Raw genomic sequence first — 20,152 nt, 5'->3', positions numbered from 1 at the left:
GATATTAGTAAAGTTGATTTTTCGCTACCTGGTTGCGTTTTTCGGCCACGAAATACCGTGGCCGATCCTTGGCGCATGGGCAATGATTTCAAGACTGGTTGCCGGCCTACGCCGCCCGAAAAAGTTTGGCGTAGGCCCGTTGTCTTGCGTTATGCGGATGCTTCCGGTTCCTTGACCGCTTCTTCTCGCGGTATCCGGAACCATGCCACGTAGAGGGCGGGCAGGAACAACAGCGTCAGGACGGTGCCGACGACGATGCCGCCCATCATGGCATAGGCCATCGGTCCCCAGAACACTTCTCGCGAAATGGGAATCAGGGCGAGCGTGGCGGCGGCGGCGGTCAGCAAGATCGGCCTCATGCGATGCTCGGTTGCCTCGATTACCGCATGCCATGCACTGACCCCCGTTTCTCGCAGATGCTCAATCTGCACCACGAGGATGACCGAGTTTCGGATCAGGATGCCGATCAGCGCCAGCACACCCAGGATCGCAACGAAGCCGAGCGGCGCATTGCTCAGCAACAGGGCGGCAACCACGCCGATCAAAGCCGTGGGCGCGACCGCAAAGACCAGGAACAGCCGGCTGAAGCTCTGTAGCTGGATCATCAGGATCGTCGCCATCACGAACAGCATCATTGGCGCGACGGCGGCGATCGGTCCCTGTGCCTTGGCACTTTCCTCGACGGCACCACCGACGGCGATGGAATAGCCGACCGGCAATGTCTTCTCGAACTGCTCGACCTTGGCATTGAGCTGGGTGACGACCGTTGCCGGTTGGATCGCGCCGATCACGCCGGCCTTGACCGTAATCGTCGGGATGCGGGAGCGGCGCCAGATGGTCGGCTGCTCCAGCTCGTAGCGGAAGGTAGCCACAGCCGACAGGGGAACCGCTTTTCCGTTCGAGGCCGGCAATTGCAGGTTCTGGAGCGTTTCGATGGAACCGCGCTCCGACGTCTGGGCACGCCCGATCACATTGATCAGGTAGATGTCGTCCCGGATCTGGGTTGAGCTCGATCCTTCGACGATGCTGTTGAGCGCCGTGGCGATGTCTTCGGACGAAACACCCAGCTGGCGTGCCTTATCCTGGAGAACGTCGATCTTGACGACGCGCGCCGGCTCGTTCCAGTCGAAGATGATGCCGGTCAGCGACGGATTGCTGCCCATGACGCCGGCAAAATCCTGAGCTATGCTGCGGACCTTCTGGATGTCCGGGCCGCTTATCCGGTATTGTACTGGCTTGCCGACCGGCGGGCCGATGTCGAGCAGCTTCACGAAGGCGTCGGTGCCTGGGAAGGTCTTGTTGAGGTAGTTCTGAAGCTCCCCCGCACCTTGTCGCGCACTTCCAGGCTTTTCGTGACAATGACCGTCTGGCCGAAGGTCACGTCCGGCGTCTGAACGTCGAACGACAAGATAAAGCGCGGTGCGCCCTGTCCGACATAAGTGGTCCAGTGATCGATGCCCGGGTTGTTCGCAAGCTTCTCACGTTCGAACTGGGCCATCTGCCGGTTCGTTTCGGTAATCGAGCTGTTGTGCGGCAGGTTCCAGTCGACGATGAGTTCTGGCCGGTCCGATGACGGGAAAAACTGTTGTTGCACGTAGCCCATGCCGAAGATGGAAAGGGCAAAGGCAAAGACGGTCAGGGCAATGGTTACCCATCGGAAGCGCATCGCCATCGTCAGCAGTCGCGAAAACAACGAGGCGAACCAGCCCTTTTTGTCGTGATGCTTCTTCATGGTCTTGGGCAGGATCGTCACCCCCAGTAGCGGGGTGAAAAGAACCGCCACGATCCATGAGACGAGCAGCGACACCGCGATCACCACAAAGAGCGTGAAGGTGAACTCGCCGGCGGCGCTGTCATTGAGGCCGATCGGGATGAAGCCGGCGACGGTGACGAGCGTGCCGGTGAGCATCGGGAAAGCCGTTGAGGTGTAGACGTAGGTCGCCGCCTTGCGCAGGTCGTCGCCGACCTCCAGGCGCGCCACCATCATTTCGACGGCGATCATGGCATCGTCGACTAGCAGACCGAGCGCAATAATCAGGGCGCCGAGCGAGATGCGCTGCAGCGAAATGCCGGAATAGGCCATCACCAGGAAGGTAATGGCAAGGACGAGCGGGATGGAGATGGCGACCACGAGACCGGCCCTGAGGCCAAGGCTGATGAAGCTGATCGCAAGCACGATGGCAATGGCTTCGAAGAGGGCGCGCGTGAAGCCGGAGACGGCTTCGTCGACCACGGCCGGCTGGTCCGAGACGCGATGAACATCGACCCCTATCGGAAGGTCGGCGACGATCTCGTTGACCTTCTTTTCCAGGGCTTTCCCGAATTCGAGCAGGTTGGAGCCCTGTTTCATGCCGATGGCAAGGCCGATCGCCGGCTCTCCGTTGACACGGAAGAGCGAGGATGGTGGATCGACATAGCCACGTTTGATCGTTGCGACATCCGTCAGGGGAAAGAAGCGGTCGTTGACCCTGAGGTTGATCGCCCGCAAGCTTTCCTCCGAGGAGAACTGGCCGCCCACCCTGAGCGCGATACGTTCAGGCCCGGCTTCCACGAAACCGGACTGGGTGACGGCATTTTGTGCCTGCAGCGTCGAGATGATGGCGGAGCGATCGATGCCGAGCGCTGCGATCTTGCGGGTCGAGAACTCCAGATAGACCGCTTCGTCCTGCGCGCCGATGATGTCGACCTTACCGATATTCGGAACGGTCAGGATCCTGGCGCGCGCGTCTTCGACGCGATCGCGAAGCTGCCGCTGAGTGAGCCCGTCGCTGGTGAATGCAAAGATGTTGCCGTAGACGTCGCCGAAGCGGTCGTTGAAGAATGGACCGACTACGCCGGACGGGAAATCGCCCTTGATGTCCGCGATCATGTTGCGGACGCGAACCCAGGTGTTTTCGACATTCTTGGCTTTTGTCGTCGGGAGCAGCTCGACGAAGATAGTCGTCTGCCCGGCAACGGTTTCACTGCGGGTGTAGTCGAGGGACTCGAGCTCCTCCAGCTTCTTCTCGATGCGATCGGTCACCTGCTTGGTGACTTCCTCGGCGGAGGCGCCCGGCCATTGCGCCTGGATGACCATGGTCTTGATGGTGAAGGAAGGGTCTTCCTCGCGGCCGAGTCCAATATAGGAAAACACGCCGGCGAGAATGAAGACGATCATGAAGTACCAGACCATCGAACGATGCTCGAGCGCCCAGTCGGAGAGGTTGAAGGTCTTCAAAGCTGGTTCTCCTGCGTAAGTTTGACCTTCTGGCCGTCTGTCAGATGATGAACGCCCGCAATCGCGACACGGTCGCCGATCTTGAGTCCGCCGAGGACCCGTACGTGGTCAGGATCGGTAAAGGAGCCGTCCAGGGTGACCGGTTTGCGCGAAACTGTCGCTTGCTCCGGGTCGATCAGCCAGACATTCGGCTTGCCGTCCTGCAGCAGGATGGCGGTCGACGGCAGTGACATGGTGGGCGCGGCGTTGACGACCGCGCTTGCGGTGATGATCGAGCCCAGGCGGAACGCGTCCGGCGGGTTACTGAGCGTGATCCTCGTCCGTCTCGTCCGCGTGGTCGCCTCCGATTCAGGGGGCGATTTCGCGCACGATGCCGGTGACCCTGATGGTCGGATCGAGCTGCAGGGTGATTTCGAAGGGCGACCCTGGCTTCAGCCCGTCGAGGCTTGATTCCGGAATATCGATGACTGCTTCGCGCACATCTGGGCGCGCGACGGTAAGCACCGTCTGCCCCGCCGATACGACCTGGCCGACTTCGGCCGAGGTTGCGGTAACGACGCCGTCGAACTCCGCCTTCAGTTGGGCGTAGCCAAGCTGTTCTTCCGCTTTCGCCAGATTGGCTTGGGACTTGGCGACAGAGGCGGCGGCCGATTTCTGTGCCTGCTCGGCACTTTCAAGTGCTGCTTCACTGCCCGATCTGGATTCGGCCAGCGCGCGCTGGCGTTCCTCCGACGCTGCAGCATTGATCAATTGCGCCTGGCTGTTTGAAAGGTCGGCGCGGGAGCTGCGGACGGCAAGCTCGAGGGAGAGCGGATCGATGGCGGCGACCACTTGTCCCTTGGTGACGAGATCGCCGACATTGACATCGCGCGCGATGACACGCCCAAGGACGCGGAAACCCAGGTCCGTCTCGATCCTCGGTTCGATGGTGCCGGGCAACTGGAGGCTGACGACCGGCTCCATCTTGATGACGGTCGATAGAACGGGCCGTACTTTCTGCTCTGCCTCGGCAGGCTTGCTGTCACAGGAGGACAGTGCCGATGCGGCTAGCAGCAGCGATGCTGCGATCAAGGCATTTCTCATTTCGCGGCCTCCTGGGAGCGGTCTACGCGCTGGCCGGAGCGCAGGAACTTGCCGCCTTCGGTGACGACGATCTCTTGTGGCTTCAGTCCGCCGTTGACCACGAATTGTCCCGTTTCGTATTCGTCGACGTGAATTTTTCGTAAGGAGACTTCGCTTGTCGCGGGGTCGACGACCCATACCGCCGGCTGACCGCTGGCCGAAGTCATGGCGCTCCACGGCAGAATGATCGCTTCCGCCGATGGTTTGCTGAATGTTCCGGAGACGGCTGCTCCAAGCGGCAGGTCCCCGCCATTATCCAGCCCGACCTTGACCTTGATGGTACCGGTCGAGGCATCGATCGTCGGCGATATCTCTCTGATCGTGGCGGTTACCTGCTTGGGGGTGCCGGACAGGAGGGTGACGGTGACCTGCTTGTCGGGCTGTTCCTTCAAAAACAGCGATTCGAAGACATTGAAGACCGCGTCGCGCGGACCGTCATGGGCAAGCGTGAAGATGGATTGCGCCGCCTGCGCCACCTGACCGACTTCGGCGTTGCGAGCCGTGATGATCCCGTCCGCGTCGGCGCGCAGTTCCGTGTAGGAAAGCGCGTCCTTGGCGGTCTCGAGCTGGGCTTTTGCGGATTCTTCAGATCCCTGCGCCGTCAGAAGCGTCTCGTGCGCTGAGTCGTAGGCGGCACGGGTCGTGACCTGGTTCTTGAAGAGGCTTTCCTGACGGGTCTCGGCGAGCTGCGCCTGGGTGAGCTGGGCTTCCGCCGCCTGAAGGCTTGCCGCCGCAACTTCGACATCGGCCTGCTGTTCCTCGGCATCGATCTTCGCGAGAAGATCACCAGCCTTGACCCTGGCTCCGACATCGACGCTGCGCTCGATGATTCTGCCGCTGACGCGAAACGAAAGTTCCGATTCGATGCGGGCCTTCACTTCGCCGGTGACGGTTGTCTGTGCGATGGGTTTGCTGAGTGTAGTCTCGATGGTTCTGACGTTTTGCGACGTCTGTGCGGCGGGCGCGTCATTCTGATCGCAGGACGATAGTGCCAGCGTCAGTGTGAGCAACCCCATGATGGGTGCGGATCTATTCATACATCCCCCGAGCGCGGGTTTTTACGATTGCGCCTGTCCAATATTATTGACTGACTGACTAGTCAATGAAATAATATGTTACAATCAAGATTGTTATATCAGGATTTCCTAAGAAAACGAGGAGGTTGCATGTCAACGGAAAAACAACTGGGGCAGCGGGCGCAGCGCAAAGCGCAGCGTCCTCAGGAAATCCTGGAAGCGGCGTTTGAGGAGTTTGTCGAGCGCGGTTATGTGGCGACCCGCGTCGAGGATGTCGCCAGTCGTGTCGGCGTCACCAAGGGGACGATCTATTTCTATTTCGAGACGAAGGAGAGGTTGTTCGAGGAGATGATCCGCCATATCTCCGTCCCGTTCGCCGACATCAGCGCCAATGCAAAAAACCTGAGCGGATCCTATTCCGAAAAAATCAGGATGTTTATTCGCCTGCTTTACGATCGCATCGTGATGGATCGGAATACGCGAGAACTCCTGCGCTTCGTCCTCACGGAAGGATCACGGTTTCCGCAGGTGGTGGATCGACATCATGAAGAATTCATTGTGCCGTTCAAGAAGGCGGCAAGGGATATCCTTGAAGCAGGCGTTGCTGCCGGCGAATTCCGAAACGCACTGGCAGTCAAGATTCCGGATGCCGCAATAGGGGCAACCATGATGCTGTCCGTATGGCAGATGCTCTTTGCCGATCGCAAGCCGCAGGACGTGGAGGCGTTTTTCGAGGCGCATGTGGATGTCATTCTCCACGGGTTGATCGCGAAGGACGGAGCTGATTGTGAATGAGGCGGTCACCGATCGTCGGCCTTCAAGCAGGATTATAGTTTTCCCGGTATTGTTTTAGGCCGCCGAAGCTCCCTTTGTCGTCACCAGACCGAAGCCGCTGCGATACTTGGCCGGCGTCGTGGAGAAACGCTCTTCGAAGGCTTCGTAGAATCGCGATAGCGAACCAAATCCGGATTCGAATGCGACCGCAGCGACCGGAAGGTCGCTTGAGATCAGCAGGGACTGCGCGGTGTCGAGCCGATGACGCGTGATGGCCTGATTGACGGTCAGCCCCACGGTCTTCTTGAAGATCGACATGGCATAGTTTGGATGCAGCCCGGCAGCGGATCCGACGTCGACGGCCGATATCTCGCCCAGCGCGTGTTCGGCGATGAAGCGGAGCATCTTTTCCACCCTCGGCAGGCGGTCTGGATCCTGATTGCGCGAGGCTTCGATGGCGGAGCCCTGTTCGCGCAAGTCCTGCCAGCCCTCGCGAGCAATCCGGCGGATGCGAGCGACAAGCTCGTCGCGAACGATCTGCTCCAACTCCGGATCTCCCGACAGTAGTTCTTCGCGCCACCGCAGAAAGACATCACGATCATGTGCCCTGACGTTCAGTGCCTCTACAAGGCCGCCCCGGAAGACAGCATCTCGAAAGGCGCCCATGCTGTGCAGGTTAACCAGCACCGACATGGGGACATAGAGGCAGACGAAGGTCGTGGACTCGGTGACATCAACAACCTGGTGCGGGATCATTCCCCAGAAGAGACAGAGTTGCCCTTGAGAAATCTGAAGCCTGCGACCGTCGAACCAGTATGTGATGCGCCCGTCCAGGACATAGTTGAGCTCCACCTGGCTGTGCATGTGCGGGCCGCTCATGGGGCGCACGTCCAAGCGCTCGCCGGCGCAGAAGCGATGGTCGCCGAAGACGACGAGGGGATGGCGCGTCGGGCCATCATGAACTGGAACTGACTCGTCTTCGATCAGCATTGCGAGACTCTCCACTACGGTCGCGATCTTAGAAAACCGGAAGCGATCTTTAATATCGCGGTAGAGATCTACGAATTTGGATGATGAATATCAACCGCCGCGCATTGGGGGCGATGTGTTGGCCGGCGCCCTGCGTCGTAACAGGTCAGTGGAGGATATACGTGACCCTTTTGAAAAATATCGGCTCGATCGCATTGAGCTACATGCTGGTCGCCTCGGCGGCATGCGCCGGCGAAATCGTTCTCAATTCCGACCAGTCGGATCCCGTGCCGAAAAAGGCGATGGAACAGCTGATTGCGGACTTCCAGACAAAGAACCCTGACATCAAGGTCAAGTGGAACAATTTCGATCACGAAGGCTACAAGTCCGCGATCCGCAACTTTCTGACGGCGACGCCGCCTGATGTCGTCGCCTGGTATGCCGGCAACCGCATGGAGCCCTTCGTCAAGGCGGGTCTCTTTGAAGACGTCAGCGACGTCTGGGCCGCAAACGGGCTGAACGACCAGCTGAAGTCCGCTGCCGCGTCGATGACCATCGACGGCAAGAAGTGGGGCGTTCCCTACACCTACTATCAGTGGGGCATCTATTACCGCGCCGATATCTTTAAGGATAAGGGCATTGCGCCGCCGAAGACCTGGGACGAGCTGCTAGCCGCCTGCGCCAAGCTGAAAAGCGCCGGCATCACGCCGTTTACGATCGGCAGCAAGGCCTTGTGGCCGACGGCCGGCTGGTTCGACTATCTCGATCTGCGCGTCAACGGCTACCAGTTCCATATGGATCTGGCGTCCGGCAAGGTGCCCTATACCGACCCGAAGGTGAAGGCCGTGTTCGCCAAGTGGGCGGAACTGGTCAAGCCCGGCTACTTCCTTGAGAACCATGCAGCGCTCGACTGGCAGGATGCCATGCCGCAGTTTGTTCAGGGCAAGGCGGCCATGTATCTCATGGGCAACTTCGCCGTCGCTCCGATGAAGGATGGCGGGCTGAAGGAAGACCAGATCGGCTTCCTGCCGTTCCCGGAAATCACGGCTGGCCTGCCTGCCGCCGAGGAAGCGCCGCTCGACACGTTCCATATTCCGTCGGGTGCGAAGAACAAGGAAGACGCCAAGAAGTTCCTCGCCTATCTGGCCTCGCCGGAAGCGCAGACGAAAATGAATGCGACGCTCGGCCAGCTGCCGGTCAACAATCAGTCGGCCAAGCCGGATGACAAGTTCCTGAAGGCGGGCTTCGAAATACTGTCGAAGGCCGAGGCTCTCTCGCAGTTCTACGACCGCGACGCGCCTGCTGATATGGCGAAGGCCGGCATGGAAGGCTTCCAGGAATTCATGGTAAAGCCCGACAAGATCGACGGGATCCTGGCACGCCTCGATAAGGTGCGCGCCCGCGCTTACAAGTAGTCCATTCCAACGATGACGCGCTGCCGGACGTTGATGACGTCCGGCAGCGTTCTTACTCGCATTTGCATAGGAGCAGACGATGGGCACGAGCAGCACCGCTCTACCGGGGTTCTGGAAACGCAATCAGCGGACGTTCGCACCCTGGCTCTTTCTGGCGCCAGGCGCTCTGATGTTCCTGATCTATGTGATCCTCCCGGTATTCCAGTCCGTGTGGATCAGCTTTCATGACTGGGATGGTCTTGGGCCAAAAACCTGGATCGGTATTGGGAATTACGTCGAGCTCTTCTCCGATGACGCCTTCTATACGTCGCTCGAGAACAACATCATATGGCTCGTCCTTTATCTGCTGGCGGTCCCGGCGGGCCTGGCCGCGGCTCTGTTCCTGAACCAGACCGTTGCCGGCATCCGCATCTACAAATCGCTGTTTTTCTTCCCGTTCGTGATCAGCCAGGTTGTCGTCGGGCTGATTTTCACCTGGTTCTATGCACCTAATTTCGGTCTCTTCTCCGTCCTGACCGAAGCCTTGACGGGGACGCAGATCGCCGTGCTGGCGGATGAGCGTTTGGTGACCTACGGCATCATCGCTGCCGGCCTCTGGCCGCAGATCGCCTATTGCATGATCCTTTACCTGACGGGCCTCAACAACATCAATTCGGAACAGATCGAGGCCGGGCGCATGGATGGCGCCAAAGGCTGGCACCTGTTTTGGAACATTGTGCTGCCGCAGCTGCGGCCGGCCACTTTCATCGCTGTGGTGGTGACGGTCATCGGCGCGCTTCGGTCCTTCGACCTCGTTTCCGTCATGACGGCTGGCGGTCCCTACGGGTCGAGCCGCGTTCTGTCCTACTACATGTATGAGGAAGCCCTGTCGGAATACGGATTCCGCATGGGATACGGCGCCGCGATCGCCGTCGTGCTCTTCCTGATCATGATGATCTTCATCACCTTCTTTCTCATTCGCATGCTGAGACAGGAAAGGAATTCCTGATGTTTCCAACACCTGTCCAGAAATCGGCACCATGGGTGTCCACGACCTATCAGATCATCCTGCCGATCGCGCTGATCATCTGGCTCCTGCCGCTGATCGGCGTCGCGGTCACCTCGATCCGCCCATCGGGAGATCTGGCGGCCGGCAATTATTTCGGCATTCCCTCGGGCTTTGCGGGCGTGGAAAACTACACTGCCGTTTTCCGGGATTCGCCGATCGGCCACTACATCCTGAACTCGTTCAAGATCACCATCCCGACGGTTATCGGCGCGGTCGGCCTATCATGCCTTTGCGGTTTCGCGCTCGCCGTCTACCGGTTCAAGGGAAGTCTGGCGCTGTTCTTCATTTTCGTTGCCGGCAACTTCATTCCGTTCCAGATCCTGATGGTTCCGGTTCGCGACATGACGCTGAAGATGGGCCTTTACGATACGGTGACCGGCTTGGTGCTGTTCCATGTCGCCTTCCAGACGGGCTTCTGCACCTTATTCATGCGCAACTTCATCAAGGGCTTGCCCTTCGCGCTGATCGAGTCGGCGCGCGTCGAGGGCGTTTCCGAATGGCGGATCTTCGTCCATATCGTGCTGCCTTTGATGCGTCCGGCGATTGCAGCGCTGTCGGTGCTGATCTTCACATTCGTCTGGAACGATTATTTCTGGGCGACCGTGCTCGTACAGGGACAGAGCGCCATGCCCGTTACCGCCGGCCTTAATTCCCTTAACGGCCAGTGGGTTGCCGCGTGGCATCTGGTGTCGGCGGGATCCATCGTTGCCGCGATGCCGCCGGTTCTGATGTTCTTCTTTATGCAGAGGCACTTTATTGCGGGCCTCACTCTCGGAGCGACCAAGGGATGAGCAAGACTGTTGTTGTCAAAGCAGGCGCGGTGTCGCTGGCGCTCGGCCTGCCTGCGAGCGGCATGCCCGAGATTCTGGGCTTTGGCCGTGGGGCGCTTGCGCCGGAATTCTGGCCCGAGGTGCCGCGTTCAAGCCGTGTCAACGGCATGGACATTGCTGTGCCGTCGAATGTTCTTCTGCCTGTCGGTGGGCTCGGCTTTTTCGGCTGGCCGGCGATCTCAGGACACCGCGATGGGCGGGCGTTCATCCTGGAGTTCCAGAACTGGCAGGCCGATGAGATCGACTCCGGTGTCGTTCTGAAAGCCGAGGATACTGTCGCGGAAGTCGGGCTGCGGATATGCATCGAGGCAGGCTCCGCCGAAGTGCTGTCGATTTCCACGTCCCTGAGCAACCACGGCTCCAGCATTTATACCCTCGACCGCTGTATGGCGGCGAGCTTCCTGATGCCTGCCGGCGCGGCGGAACTGACCACCTTTACGGGCATGTGGGGCCGGGAATTCCAGACGCGCCACACGACAATTGCCGACGGGCTCTGGATGCAGGAAAGCCGCCGTGGGCGAACCTCGCATGACCGCTTCCCCTTCGCCTTCCTCGAATGCGGCGGCAAGCGGATGGGCTTCCATCTCGGCTGGAGCGGCAATCACCTGATGGCGATCGACACGCTCGATGATGGGCGCAGGCTGGTGCATGTCGGCGAGCTGTTCGAGCCTGGCGAAATGCGTCTCGCAGCCGGTGAGACCTACACCAGTCCGACGGCCTTTGCCGGTTCTGACAGCGAAGCTTTCCATGCCTTCGTCAGGGAGAGCGTGGTCTCCTGGCCGGGCGGTGAGATGAAGCCTCGGCCGGTGACACTAAATACCTGGGAAGGCAATTACTTCGATCACCGCATGGACTCCCTGAAGGCCCAGGCCGATGCGGCGGCGGCTGTTGGCATCGAGCGCTTCGTTCTCGATGACGGCTGGTTCGGCAAGCGCGACGACGACACCACCAGCCTCGGCGACTGGTTCATCGACGAGCGGAAATATCCTGACGGATTGAAGCCGCTGGTCGATCATGTGACCTCGCTGGGCATGGAATTCGGTCTCTGGTGCGAGCCGGAAAATGTGAACCCCGAGTCAGAGCTATTTCGTGCGCATCCCGATTGGGCTCTGCAGGTCGAAGGGCGTCCGCTGCTTTTGTCGAGAAACCAGCTGGTGCTGGATCTGACGCGGCCGGAGGTCAGCGACTATCTCTTCAGATGCATGGAAGCCGTACTCTCCCAGCATGCGATCTCTTACATCAAATGGGACATGAACCGTGACCTGACCCATGCCGGCGGCGCGGATGGCCGTGCCCGCACGGCGCAGCAGACGCGGGCGGTCTATGCTCTGATGGACAGGATCCGGCAGGCGTTTCCGGCAGTCGAGATTGAAAGCTGCGCATCGGGCGGCGGGCGCATCGATTACGGCGTCCTCCGCCACACGCATCGCGTCTGGACCTCCGATTGCACCGATGCTTTCGAACGGCTTGAAATACAGCATGGGGCCTCGCAGTTCGTTCCGCCGGAACTTCTCGGCGCGCATATTGCCGCTTCGCCGAACCACCAGACCGGCCGCAGGTTGACGCTTTCCTTCCGCGCGCTCGTCGCGCTCGCCTATCATCTGGGCGTCGAACTCAACCCGCTGACCCTCGACGCCGAGGAAAAGCAGGAGCTCGAAGGCTGGATTGCGCTTCACAAGAGCCTGCGCCCGCTGCTGCATGCCGCCGGCAAGCAGTTCCGCCTGCCGCCGCTCGATGGTCGCTACATCTGGGGTGCTGCGGACGAGAACCGTATCGTGGCTTTCGTTGCACAGGGTCCGCAAATGGTCGGCGAGCAGCCGGCGCCCGTCCGTCTGCCGGTGAGCGTTGAGGGTGCTGGCAAATGGCGTGTGAAAGCGATCCATCCTGCCGAGCCCGAGTTCATCCGGATTTCGGACGGCCAACAGCGGCTTCTGAATGGAGAACTGACCTTCAGCCTCGATACGCTCCGGCATGTCGGCTTGCCGCTGCCGATGCTTCGGCCCGAAAGCGGGCTTCTTCTTGAATTCGAACCAGTGACGGGAGACTAAGTCTCATGGGGAATGTAACGCTTAACCGTGTGACCAAGCAGTTCGGTGCTGCCAGCGTCATCAAGGGCGTCGATCTGACGATCGAAGACGGCGAGTTCTGTGTCTTCGTCGGGCCGTCCGGCTGCGGCAAGTCCACACTTCTGCGCATGATTGCCGGGCTGGAGGATATTTCTTCCGGCGAACTCAAGATCGGCGGCAATGACATGACCAGGGTCGGCCCCGCCGAGCGCGGTGTCGCCATGGTGTTTCAGAGCTACGCTTTGTACCCACACATGACGGTCGCGGAAAACATCGGCTTCGGCCTGCGCATGACCGGCCATTCAAAGGATGAAGTTGCCCGTCGCACGGCAACCGCTGCCGAGATGCTGCAGTTGAAGCCCATGCTCGACCGCAAGCCGTCGCAGCTTTCGGGCGGTCAGCGTCAGCGTGTCGCCATTGGCCGCGCCATCGTGCGCAATCCGCAGGTGTTTCTCTTCGACGAACCGCTCTCCAATCTCGACGCCTCGCTCCGAGTGCAGATGCGCACGGAGATCAGCAAGCTGCATCAGGATCTCCGCACGACGATGATCTACGTCACCCACGACCAGGTCGAGGCCATGACCATGGCCGATAAGATCGTCGTGCTGCAGGGCGGATTGGTCGAACAGGTAGGGTCGCCATTGGAGCTCTATCATCGCCCGAAGAACATCTTCGTCGCCGGCTTCATCGGATCGCCGAAGATGAATTTCCTCAAGACCAAGGCCTCGCCGGTTGATGGCGGCGTGAAGGTCGTTCTTCCCGGTGGCCAGTCGATCACGCTGCAAGGCGGCTCGGTGAAGGAAGGGCAGTCGGTTACTCTCGGCATCCGCCCCGAACACCTCGATCGAAGCGAAGGCGGTGACGCGACGCTTCAGGGCAAGGTGCGTCTTGCGGAATATTTGGGATCGGAAACGATGTTCTACATCGCCCTTGCCGACGGCACGGAGATTGCGGTGAAGGCGGACGGCCTGGCGCAGGCCAAGCCCGGCGACGATTTCTCCATCCATATTCCTGCGGCTGCCTGCCATCTGTTTGACGATGCCGGCAATGCCATCCTTAACGGAGACCTGACGAAATAATGCTTGGCGTTTGCTATTATCCGGAACATTGGCCCGAGAGCTGGTGGGAAAAAGACGCGCGTCGCATGCGGGCGCTTGGAATCTCTTATGTGCGGATTGGCGAATTTGCCTGGTCGCGCCTCGAGCCGACGCGTGGTTCTTTCGATTTCGGCTGGCTCGACCGCGCGATTGACACACTGACGGCCGCCGGTCTGAAGGTTGTGCTCGGCACGCCAACCGCGACGCCGCCGAAGTGGCTGATGGATGAATATCCCGAGATCGCTCCGGTGGACGAACAGGGTAGGGTGCGAGGCTTCGGCTCGCGCCGTCATTATACCTTCTCGTCAGATGTCTGGTGGAAGGAGTCGGAGCGTATCGTCGAGGTCATCGCGAAGCGATATGGCGAGCATCCCGGTCTTGTTGGTTGGCAGACCGACAATGAATACGGATGCCACGATACAAGCCTTTCCTGGGGTGCTGAAGACCTGAAGGCGTTTCGCCGCTGGCTTCGCCTTCGCTATCAGTCGGCACAGCAATTGAACGAGGCCTGGGGTAGCGTCTTCTGGTCGATGGAAGTCCAAAGCTTCGAGGACGTCGTGCTGCCGAACCTGACGGTGACGGAGACGAACCCCGCCGTCCGGCTCGATTTCTGGCGTTTCCATTCCGACCAGATCGCAGCTTACGACCGCATGCAATGCGACATCATCCGGAAGCATTCTCCCAACCGCTGGATCACCCATAATTTCATGGGCTTCGTCAATGATTTCGATCATTGGAAGGTCGCCGAGAATCTGGACCTGGCGTCCTGGGACTCCTATCCGATCGGCTTCGTGGAGAAGTTTCCCTTCAGCGAGGAAGAGCGCGTGCGCTGGGCGGAGACCTCCCACCCCGACATCGCGGCCTTCCATCACGACCTTTACCGTGGCGTCGGCAATGGCCGGTTCTGGATCATGGAGCAGCAGCCGGGGCCTGTGAACTGGGCGCCGTGGAATCCGATTCCCAAGCCGGGGATGGTGCGCCTGTGGAGCTGGGAAGGTCTTGCTCACGGAGCCGAAGTCGTCAGTTACTTCCGCTGGCGTCAGGCACCGTTTGCACAGGAGCAGATGCATGCCGGCCTGAATCTGCCCGGTCTCGACGAACTTTCTCCGGGCGGCAAGGAAGCCGAGATCGTCGGGCGTGAGATCGATGCCGTCGGTCCATTGCCGGAAGCGGCTCAGGCACCTGTGGCAATCGTCTACGATTATGAAAGCTATTGGTCCGCCGTCATCCAGCCGCAGGGCAAGGATTTCCGCTATGAAGAGCTTGCCTTCCGCTGGTACGAGGCGGTCAGGAAACTCGGGCTCGATGTCGATTTCGTCCGGCCGGGGCAATCGCTGAAAGGCTACAAGCTTGTTCTCGTTCCCTGCCTGATGCACGTATCGGATGTGGCTCTGGCAGCATTCGAGCAAGCGGACGGAACCGTCCTTTTCGGTCCGAGGACGGGATCGCGGGACCGCAATTTCCGCATTCCGGCCAATCTTCCGCCGGGGCCGATCGGCGAACTCACCGGTGTCAGGATCACGCAGGTCGCTTCCCTGCGTCCCGGCCTGAGTGCCTCACTGGTTGGTGCGGTCAACGGCCCAGCCACAAGATGGCGCGAAGATATCGAGGCGCTGCCGGATGCGAATGTTGTGGCGACCTTCGAAGATGGCAAACCGGCGCTTGTGTCGAAGGGCCGCTATCGCTACCTGGCCTGCTGGGCGGATGGTGCGCTTCTCGGCAATCTGATGTTCTACCTCGCTTCCAGCCTCGACCTGCAAACCACGGAGATACCCGATTTCATCCGACTTCGCCGGGCAGGCAAGCTGACATTCGCGTTCAATTACGGGCCGGATGCCTGGACGGTTCCGGGCGAGCGGGAGTTCGTGCTGGGTGGGCGGGAAATCGCTCCGTTCTCTCTCTCTGCTTGGAAATAGACCCCGGGCCGGTTTTCAATGCGGAATAGCACGGCGGCGATTTCGCCGCCGTGGCCCCATGCCGGGACGAAAAGCTATTTCATTTGTTGCGATGGAATGGCATGGAGGATGGACGACTGCACCGCTACAAGCATTTTCGCTTCGGTTGTTCCGCCATGATGTCTGTACCGAAATACTTTGCGGCAGTTTTGCTGGCCTCTTTCGTATCTCTTCCGGCACTTGCCGCAGACCTGAAAGACCCAACCGACCGCAGCCTTGATCTCTGCCTGCAGGATCCGAACAATGGATCGACGGGCGACCAGACGGCGTGCGAAACAAAAGCGCTGGCATCCTACGACAAGCGGATGAACCTCGCTTATTCCAAGCTCCTCAAGGAACTTCCGCCGCCAGCGGCACAGGACCTCAAGTCCGCACAGCGCAGTTGGATCGCCTATCGCGATCTGGAGGCGAAGGCGCGGGAAAGCCTCTTTGAGACCCGGAAAGGCAGCATGTATGCGCCGATGGAGGCGGATGCGGAAGTGGCTTTGACCAAGGAGCGCACCCTGCTTCTGGAGCGCTACGTTCGGGTGCTGGACATTGACGGGCCCTAATGAAAGGCATTGTGATCTCGACGACGCCAGTCTCGCTGAATGCCGATGTTTTCGATGGGGAAGTCGATACCGCTATGGTAGAAAACGCCGCGGCAAGGCTTTCGTCGCCGCGAATTGGCATGGAGCATCATACGAGATGAATGTGACCAAAACCAGCGGCGGCGCCAACGGCAACCGCAAGATTGATCTCCGCGCGAGTTTGGTTTTGGCCGTGTGGGTTCTTCTCGTGCCCATCGCGCTCGCCGCCTTGGGGCTTTGGCAGGCGCAGCGTGCGGCCGAAACCCTTGAAATCGCGGATCGCTCTTCGGCCGAACTCTCGACGACCCGTGCCCAAGTGAAGGAAATCGCGGCAACCAATCCGAATGCCAGTCTCACCTTTGAGGGAGATGGTGGGCCGATTCACCTCTCCGCCCTGGTTGCCATTTCGCGTATCGAGGATGCCCTTTCGCAAGCCGCTGAGGACCTTGAGATCTCCCGGATTCGCCGACCACTCGTCTGGGTAACCATTGGTGGAGCGGTTCTTGCATTTACAGGCGGTGCAGCCGGTCTCATCACCGCGACAATCAGTGGGCTCCGGGCGCGACGCTCCCAGCGTCAATTGATCAAGAGCTTTCAACGTTTGGGATCTGTTCTGCCGTTTATTCTGGCAATGGTGGTGATCGGGTTTTGTATCGGCGTAAGCGCGGCGATATTGTTCGAGGCTATCAGCATCGGCCTATGGGCAGACTTGACGACGGGAAGCGCCAAACTTTTTGTCGCCGCCGTGGCTCTGGCCATCGTGGCGGCCTATAGCGCCTTCATGGCTCTGCGCGGACTGAGGGACGTCTTTGCGCTGTTCACGCCCGAGCCGCTTGACGTTTCGGGGCGAGCCATCGGCGAAGCGGAGGCGCCGGAGCTTTGGCGCTTTGCCCGAAGCCTGGCCGCTCGGCAAAACGCCTTGCTACCCGACACGATTATCGTCGGCCTTACCGAAGGCTTTTTTGTTACCGAAAGCCAGGTGCGCCTGTGGCCGGAAGACAGGCTGTTGACCGGGCGGTCGCTCTATCTGCCCGCGCCTTATCTTGATCTGCTCGATCGACCCGAAATAACAACCATCATCGGCCATGAGTTTGCACATTTTTCCGGCGAGGACACCCGCTACAGCCAACGATTCGCCCCCATCTACGCAGGTTTCTGGCGTGCGCTGACAGCCCTTAATCGCGTCGACGGTGGTCGTTTCGTTTTGTACCCCGCGGTTAAGCTCGGCTTTCATGCCATCCAGCAGTTCGATCACGCGGTCTGGCACTGGAGCCGGCTGCGGGAATTCGAAGCCGACCGTATGGGCAGTCTGCTCGGTGCGCCGGCAGAGGCCGCCTCGGCGCTGATCCGCACCGGTGTTATCGCTCCTGCTGTCACCTATATTCTCGGCCGAGCCCACGCAGAATCCGATCATGCCGCTCTCAATGATGCCTCGCACGATCTCGTCGCGCAGACGACGGAGCTTGTCCGCACGGAAGGATGGAACGACCCCGTTCCGCTTCTTGAAGACCGGCAACCGCACCCGACGGACAGCCATCCACCGACGATCCGGCGCATATCGGCGCTGGGCGTCAACCTTGATGATGATCTACTGAACAGAGCGACGCGTCGGCCGGAGCAGGGCGTTCGGCCTTTCGTGCATGGGCTGTTTCCGGATTGGACAGGCCTGTGCCGCCGTTTGAGCCAGGATTTCATCGATGACGCGCGTAAGGCGCGTGCCCTTCGTCGTGAAGCGCTTGAAAAGGTCGTCGCAGATGTCGCCGACGAGACCGTTGTCTATGACAACGTCAAGCCGATGATCTGGACGATGGGGATCGTGGCGGGGATTTTCGGCGCATTTGGCCTGTCGGTTGTCGTGTTTTCCGCATGGGCAGGTCTCGGTTATGACCCATTCGGGCAGATGATGATGGCTGCCGTCACCAGTGCATTTGCTGCGGCAGCCACCATTTATGCGGTTTTTCTCCATCGCAGAGCGGCAAGACCACTGATGGTGCTGAACGCGGATGGACTGGTTTCGCCGCGGTTGGACAGGCCGATTGCCTGGACGGAAATTGCCAAATACGCGGTCTACGCATCGACCCGTTTCTCCCTATGCTTCTGGCTCCACCCAGACGCAACCCTACCCAAGAAGGACTGGCGAGCGCTTTATAGCAAGGTCGACCGTCGACAACGCGTCGTCACATTGGGCGCTATGGGGATCAGAGGCATGAAGCCAGCAGACTTCAGCGGGCTCGTTGGTCGGTATCTTTATGCTGCTTATGCCCGCCAGGAATTGGCCGCCGCCGCATCAGGGCCGCCCCAGGTTGCGACCGCTGACGAAAACGTAGATCAATAATGCGTTCCCTGGGACAAACATCTCAAGCTTGATGACCAAGCCAAGCGTCAGCGCCCCAACAGCTTTGAGCGCGCAATCATAATTGTCCGGCGCGATACCTGTCCACGAGGTTGCGGCAGGCGCGGATTGTCAGCGCCATGACCGTCAGCGTCGTACCGGCAATGCCGCTGCCAGGAAAAGCCGACGCATCCGTTACGATCAGATTGGGAACGTCCCAGCTCTGGTTATAGGCATTGAGGATGGAGTCCTTTTCGGATGTCCCCATCCGTGCGCCGCCCGTCTCATGGATCGCGGCTCCCATGCACATGGTCTTGCGGAACCACTTGCGGAACATGAAGCGGCTGAAGGCACCGGCGTCGGGGAATGCGCCGCGGCCCATTTCCTTAAGACCGGTGGGCGAGCCGATGAATTCCAGCTCGCCGCCGACGCCGCGCACTGTCTCAATTAGCGTCTCTTCCTGACGTCGCAGCAAGGCGTGTTCTTCCTCGCCCATGACACAACGGATATGCGGGACCGAAATGTTCCAGGCATCCTTGCGCCTGGGGTCGAGCGTGATGCAGTTGTCGGCGTGAGGAAGCATCCGGCCGAAGCCGAAGAAGGCGAGCCGGGAGGGCTGGTCATCCGGCGTCGGCGTGCGGCCGACGCTGCCCTGATAGTCGAAGTCCCCGCGAGAAGCGTCGCTTGTCCCGAACCGCGGGATGAAGATGCCGCCCGAAGGATTATAGAACGGGTCGGCCGGCGCGGACTTGTCGGCCGCCCAGCCTTTCGCTTTCGGGAAGGACCCGAAGGCGAGGCAAGGCAGCTGGTCCATGAAATAGCGTCCGAGCGTGCCTGAGCTGTTGCCCAGCCCATCGGGATGCTTGGGGGAGGCCGAATTGAGCAGCAGCCGCACGCTTTCGATCGGGGAGGCCGAAAGCACCACCAGTGCTGCGCGCGCAGTCTCGATCTTGCCCGTCACGCGATCGATGAATTCCGCACCGGTCGCCTTACCGCTCTCATCATCCGTCGTGATGCGGCGAACGATGGCGTCGTGACGAATGGTGAGACGGCCGGTCGCCAGGGCCTCACGCAAAGGCTTCGGCGTGCGCTCGGCGTCCGGGGCAATATAGCGCCAGGAGACGACGCTCCGTTCCGGCCAGCGGCCTTCCACCTCGACCTTGAAGGTCTCTTCGGCGGGCGTCAATTTTGCAGGATGGGCATAGACGCCGTCCGGCAGGGTCTCCACCCCGTCCTTGTTGCCATAGAGCCCGAGGTAGGATTCGACCTCGGCGTAGTAGGGTGCCAACTCGTCATACGAAACGGGCCAGTCGACGCCCTTGCCGGTTCGCGACTGGATCTTGAAATCATCGTCGGTCCAGCGCAGCAGCACGCGGCCGAAACTATGCAGGCGCCCACCGCTCTGACGGCCACGAATCCAGAGAAACGGTGCATCCTTCGGTGTCGTGTAGGGGTTCTTGCGGTCGTTGACGAAGAAGTGGCTGAAGCGCTCGGTAAAGAAGGCTGCGCGCGCCTGAATGGGCTGGCCCTTGAGCGTGGCGCGGGCGCGCTCCCAGATGTTGATGCTGCTGGCCGGCTCCTTCTTTCGGGATGGATCGAAATCCCTATGCGAAACGGCAGGCCCTGCCTCGAGCAGCAGCACCGAAAGCCCTTGAGCGGTCAGTTCCTTTGCGGCGAAGGAGCCCGCCGCGCCAGAGCCGATCACCAGCGCATCATAGATAGTCTGAGACATGAGTCATTTC

At 60.2% G+C, this 20,152-nt stretch carries 12 protein-coding genes and 2 pseudogenes; 9 read left to right on the top strand and 5 right to left on the bottom strand.

Translation table 11 applies throughout. The annotated features are described in order from the left end of the window. Nucleotides 1–149 precede the first annotated feature (149 nt). From HB780_RS10800 to HB780_RS10790, 3 genes and pseudogenes are all read right to left on the bottom strand, one after another. Nucleotides 150–3,217 (bottom strand): annotated as a pseudogene (locus HB780_RS10800) (efflux RND transporter permease subunit). Beyond that, a pseudogene (locus HB780_RS10795) lies at nt 3,214–4,300 on the bottom strand (efflux RND transporter periplasmic adaptor subunit). Before HB780_RS10795 ends, HB780_RS10800 begins: the two co-directional pseudogenes overlap by 4 nt. Continuing rightward, nucleotides 4,297–5,376, bottom strand: a complete 1,080-nt coding sequence (locus tag HB780_RS10790) for an efflux RND transporter periplasmic adaptor subunit (protein WP_183687580.1) — start codon at nt 5,374–5,376, stop codon at nt 4,297–4,299. The pseudogene HB780_RS10795 and the gene HB780_RS10790 overlap by 4 nt, the downstream one beginning before the upstream one ends. Before the next feature lie 129 nt (nt 5,377–5,505). Here HB780_RS10790 and HB780_RS10785 point away from each other — a divergent pair, with 129 nt between their 5' ends. Beyond that, nucleotides 5,506–6,150, top strand: coding sequence for a TetR/AcrR family transcriptional regulator (locus tag HB780_RS10785; RefSeq protein WP_183689690.1), 645 nt, complete (start codon nt 5,506–5,508; stop codon nt 6,148–6,150). Between the two features lie 54 nt (nt 6,151–6,204). Here HB780_RS10785 and HB780_RS10780 read toward each other — a convergent pair whose 3' ends face one another. Continuing rightward, nucleotides 6,205–7,119, bottom strand: a complete 915-nt coding sequence (locus HB780_RS10780) for a helix-turn-helix domain-containing protein (protein ID WP_183687578.1) — start codon at nt 7,117–7,119, stop codon at nt 6,205–6,207. 203 nt (nt 7,120–7,322) lie between these two features. On the opposite strand from HB780_RS10780, the gene HB780_RS10775 reads away from it, so the two are divergent. The 8 genes from HB780_RS10775 to HB780_RS10740 all read left to right on the top strand — a co-directional run bounded on the left by HB780_RS10775 (nt 7,323) and on the right by HB780_RS10740 (nt 18,413). Then, a complete protein-coding gene (locus HB780_RS10775; protein ID WP_435693883.1) occupies nt 7,323–8,513 on the top strand; it encodes an ABC transporter substrate-binding protein in 1,191 nt (396 codons plus the stop codon). Between the two features lie 79 nt (nt 8,514–8,592). Further along, a complete protein-coding gene (locus tag HB780_RS10770; protein ID WP_183687574.1) occupies nt 8,593–9,501 on the top strand; it encodes a carbohydrate ABC transporter permease in 909 nt (302 codons plus the stop codon). Continuing rightward, nucleotides 9,501–10,352: a carbohydrate ABC transporter permease gene (locus tag HB780_RS10765; protein WP_183687572.1), complete on the top strand. Its 852-nt coding sequence runs from the start codon at nt 9,501–9,503 to the stop codon at nt 10,350–10,352. The genes HB780_RS10770 and HB780_RS10765 overlap by 1 nt, the downstream gene beginning before the upstream one ends. Continuing rightward, entirely contained in the window at nt 10,349–12,439 is a 2,091-nt protein-coding gene (locus HB780_RS10760) for an alpha-galactosidase (RefSeq protein ID WP_183687570.1), read from the top strand. The genes HB780_RS10765 and HB780_RS10760 overlap by 4 nt, the downstream gene beginning before the upstream one ends. Before the next feature lie 5 nt (nt 12,440–12,444). Next, a complete protein-coding gene (locus tag HB780_RS10755; RefSeq protein ID WP_183687568.1) occupies nt 12,445–13,536 on the top strand; it encodes an ABC transporter ATP-binding protein in 1,092 nt (363 codons plus the stop codon). Continuing rightward, nucleotides 13,536–15,470, top strand: a complete 1,935-nt coding sequence (locus HB780_RS10750; RefSeq protein WP_183687566.1) for a beta-galactosidase — start codon at nt 13,536–13,538, stop codon at nt 15,468–15,470. Before HB780_RS10755 ends, HB780_RS10750 begins: the two co-directional genes overlap by 1 nt. Before the next feature lie 155 nt (nt 15,471–15,625). Next, nucleotides 15,626–16,060: a lysozyme inhibitor LprI family protein gene (locus HB780_RS10745; RefSeq protein ID WP_286202911.1), complete on the top strand. Its 435-nt coding sequence runs from the start codon at nt 15,626–15,628 to the stop codon at nt 16,058–16,060. Nucleotides 16,061–16,196: 136 nt separating this feature from the next. Next, nucleotides 16,197–18,413, top strand: coding sequence for a M48 family metalloprotease (locus HB780_RS10740; RefSeq protein WP_183687562.1), 2,217 nt, complete (start codon nt 16,197–16,199; stop codon nt 18,411–18,413). Nucleotides 18,414–18,489: 76 nt separating this feature from the next. Here HB780_RS10740 and HB780_RS10735 read toward each other — a convergent pair whose 3' ends face one another. After that, nucleotides 18,490–20,142, bottom strand: a complete 1,653-nt coding sequence (locus HB780_RS10735) for a GMC oxidoreductase (RefSeq protein ID WP_183687560.1) — start codon at nt 20,140–20,142, stop codon at nt 18,490–18,492. Nucleotides 20,143–20,152 lie beyond the last annotated feature (10 nt).

The sequence above is a fragment of the Rhizobium lusitanum genome (assembly GCF_014189535.1).
Lineage (GTDB): Bacteria > Pseudomonadota > Alphaproteobacteria > Rhizobiales > Rhizobiaceae > Rhizobium > Rhizobium lusitanum_C.
This window is presented reverse-complemented; position numbering and strand designations above follow the sequence as displayed.

What these genes read in the sequence shown, in the direction of transcription:
- HB780_RS10750 (WP_183687566.1), top strand. Translation starts at nt 13,536, where the DNA reads ATGCTTGGCGTTTGCTATTATCCGGAACATTGGCCCGAGAGCTGGTGG.
- HB780_RS10740 (WP_183687562.1), top strand. Translation starts at nt 16,197, where the DNA reads ATGAATGTGACCAAAACCAGCGGCGGCGCCAACGGCAACCGCAAGATT.
- HB780_RS10790 (WP_183687580.1), bottom strand. Translation starts at nt 5,376, where the DNA reads ATGAATAGATCCGCACCCATCATGGGGTTGCTCACACTGACGCTGGCA.
- HB780_RS10760 (WP_183687570.1), top strand. Translation starts at nt 10,349, where the DNA reads ATGAGCAAGACTGTTGTTGTCAAAGCAGGCGCGGTGTCGCTGGCGCTC.
- HB780_RS10785 (WP_183689690.1), top strand. Translation starts at nt 5,506, where the DNA reads ATGTCAACGGAAAAACAACTGGGGCAGCGGGCGCAGCGCAAAGCGCAG.
- HB780_RS10755 (WP_183687568.1), top strand. Translation starts at nt 12,445, where the DNA reads ATGGGGAATGTAACGCTTAACCGTGTGACCAAGCAGTTCGGTGCTGCC.
- HB780_RS10745 (WP_286202911.1), top strand. Translation starts at nt 15,626, where the DNA reads ATGATGTCTGTACCGAAATACTTTGCGGCAGTTTTGCTGGCCTCTTTC.
- HB780_RS10765 (WP_183687572.1), top strand. Translation starts at nt 9,501, where the DNA reads ATGTTTCCAACACCTGTCCAGAAATCGGCACCATGGGTGTCCACGACC.
- HB780_RS10780 (WP_183687578.1), bottom strand. Translation starts at nt 7,119, where the DNA reads ATGCTGATCGAAGACGAGTCAGTTCCAGTTCATGATGGCCCGACGCGC.
- HB780_RS10775 (WP_435693883.1), top strand. Translation starts at nt 7,323, where the DNA reads ATGCTGGTCGCCTCGGCGGCATGCGCCGGCGAAATCGTTCTCAATTCC.
- HB780_RS10770 (WP_183687574.1), top strand. Translation starts at nt 8,593, where the DNA reads ATGGGCACGAGCAGCACCGCTCTACCGGGGTTCTGGAAACGCAATCAG.
- HB780_RS10735 (WP_183687560.1), bottom strand. Translation starts at nt 20,142, where the DNA reads ATGTCTCAGACTATCTATGATGCGCTGGTGATCGGCTCTGGCGCGGCG.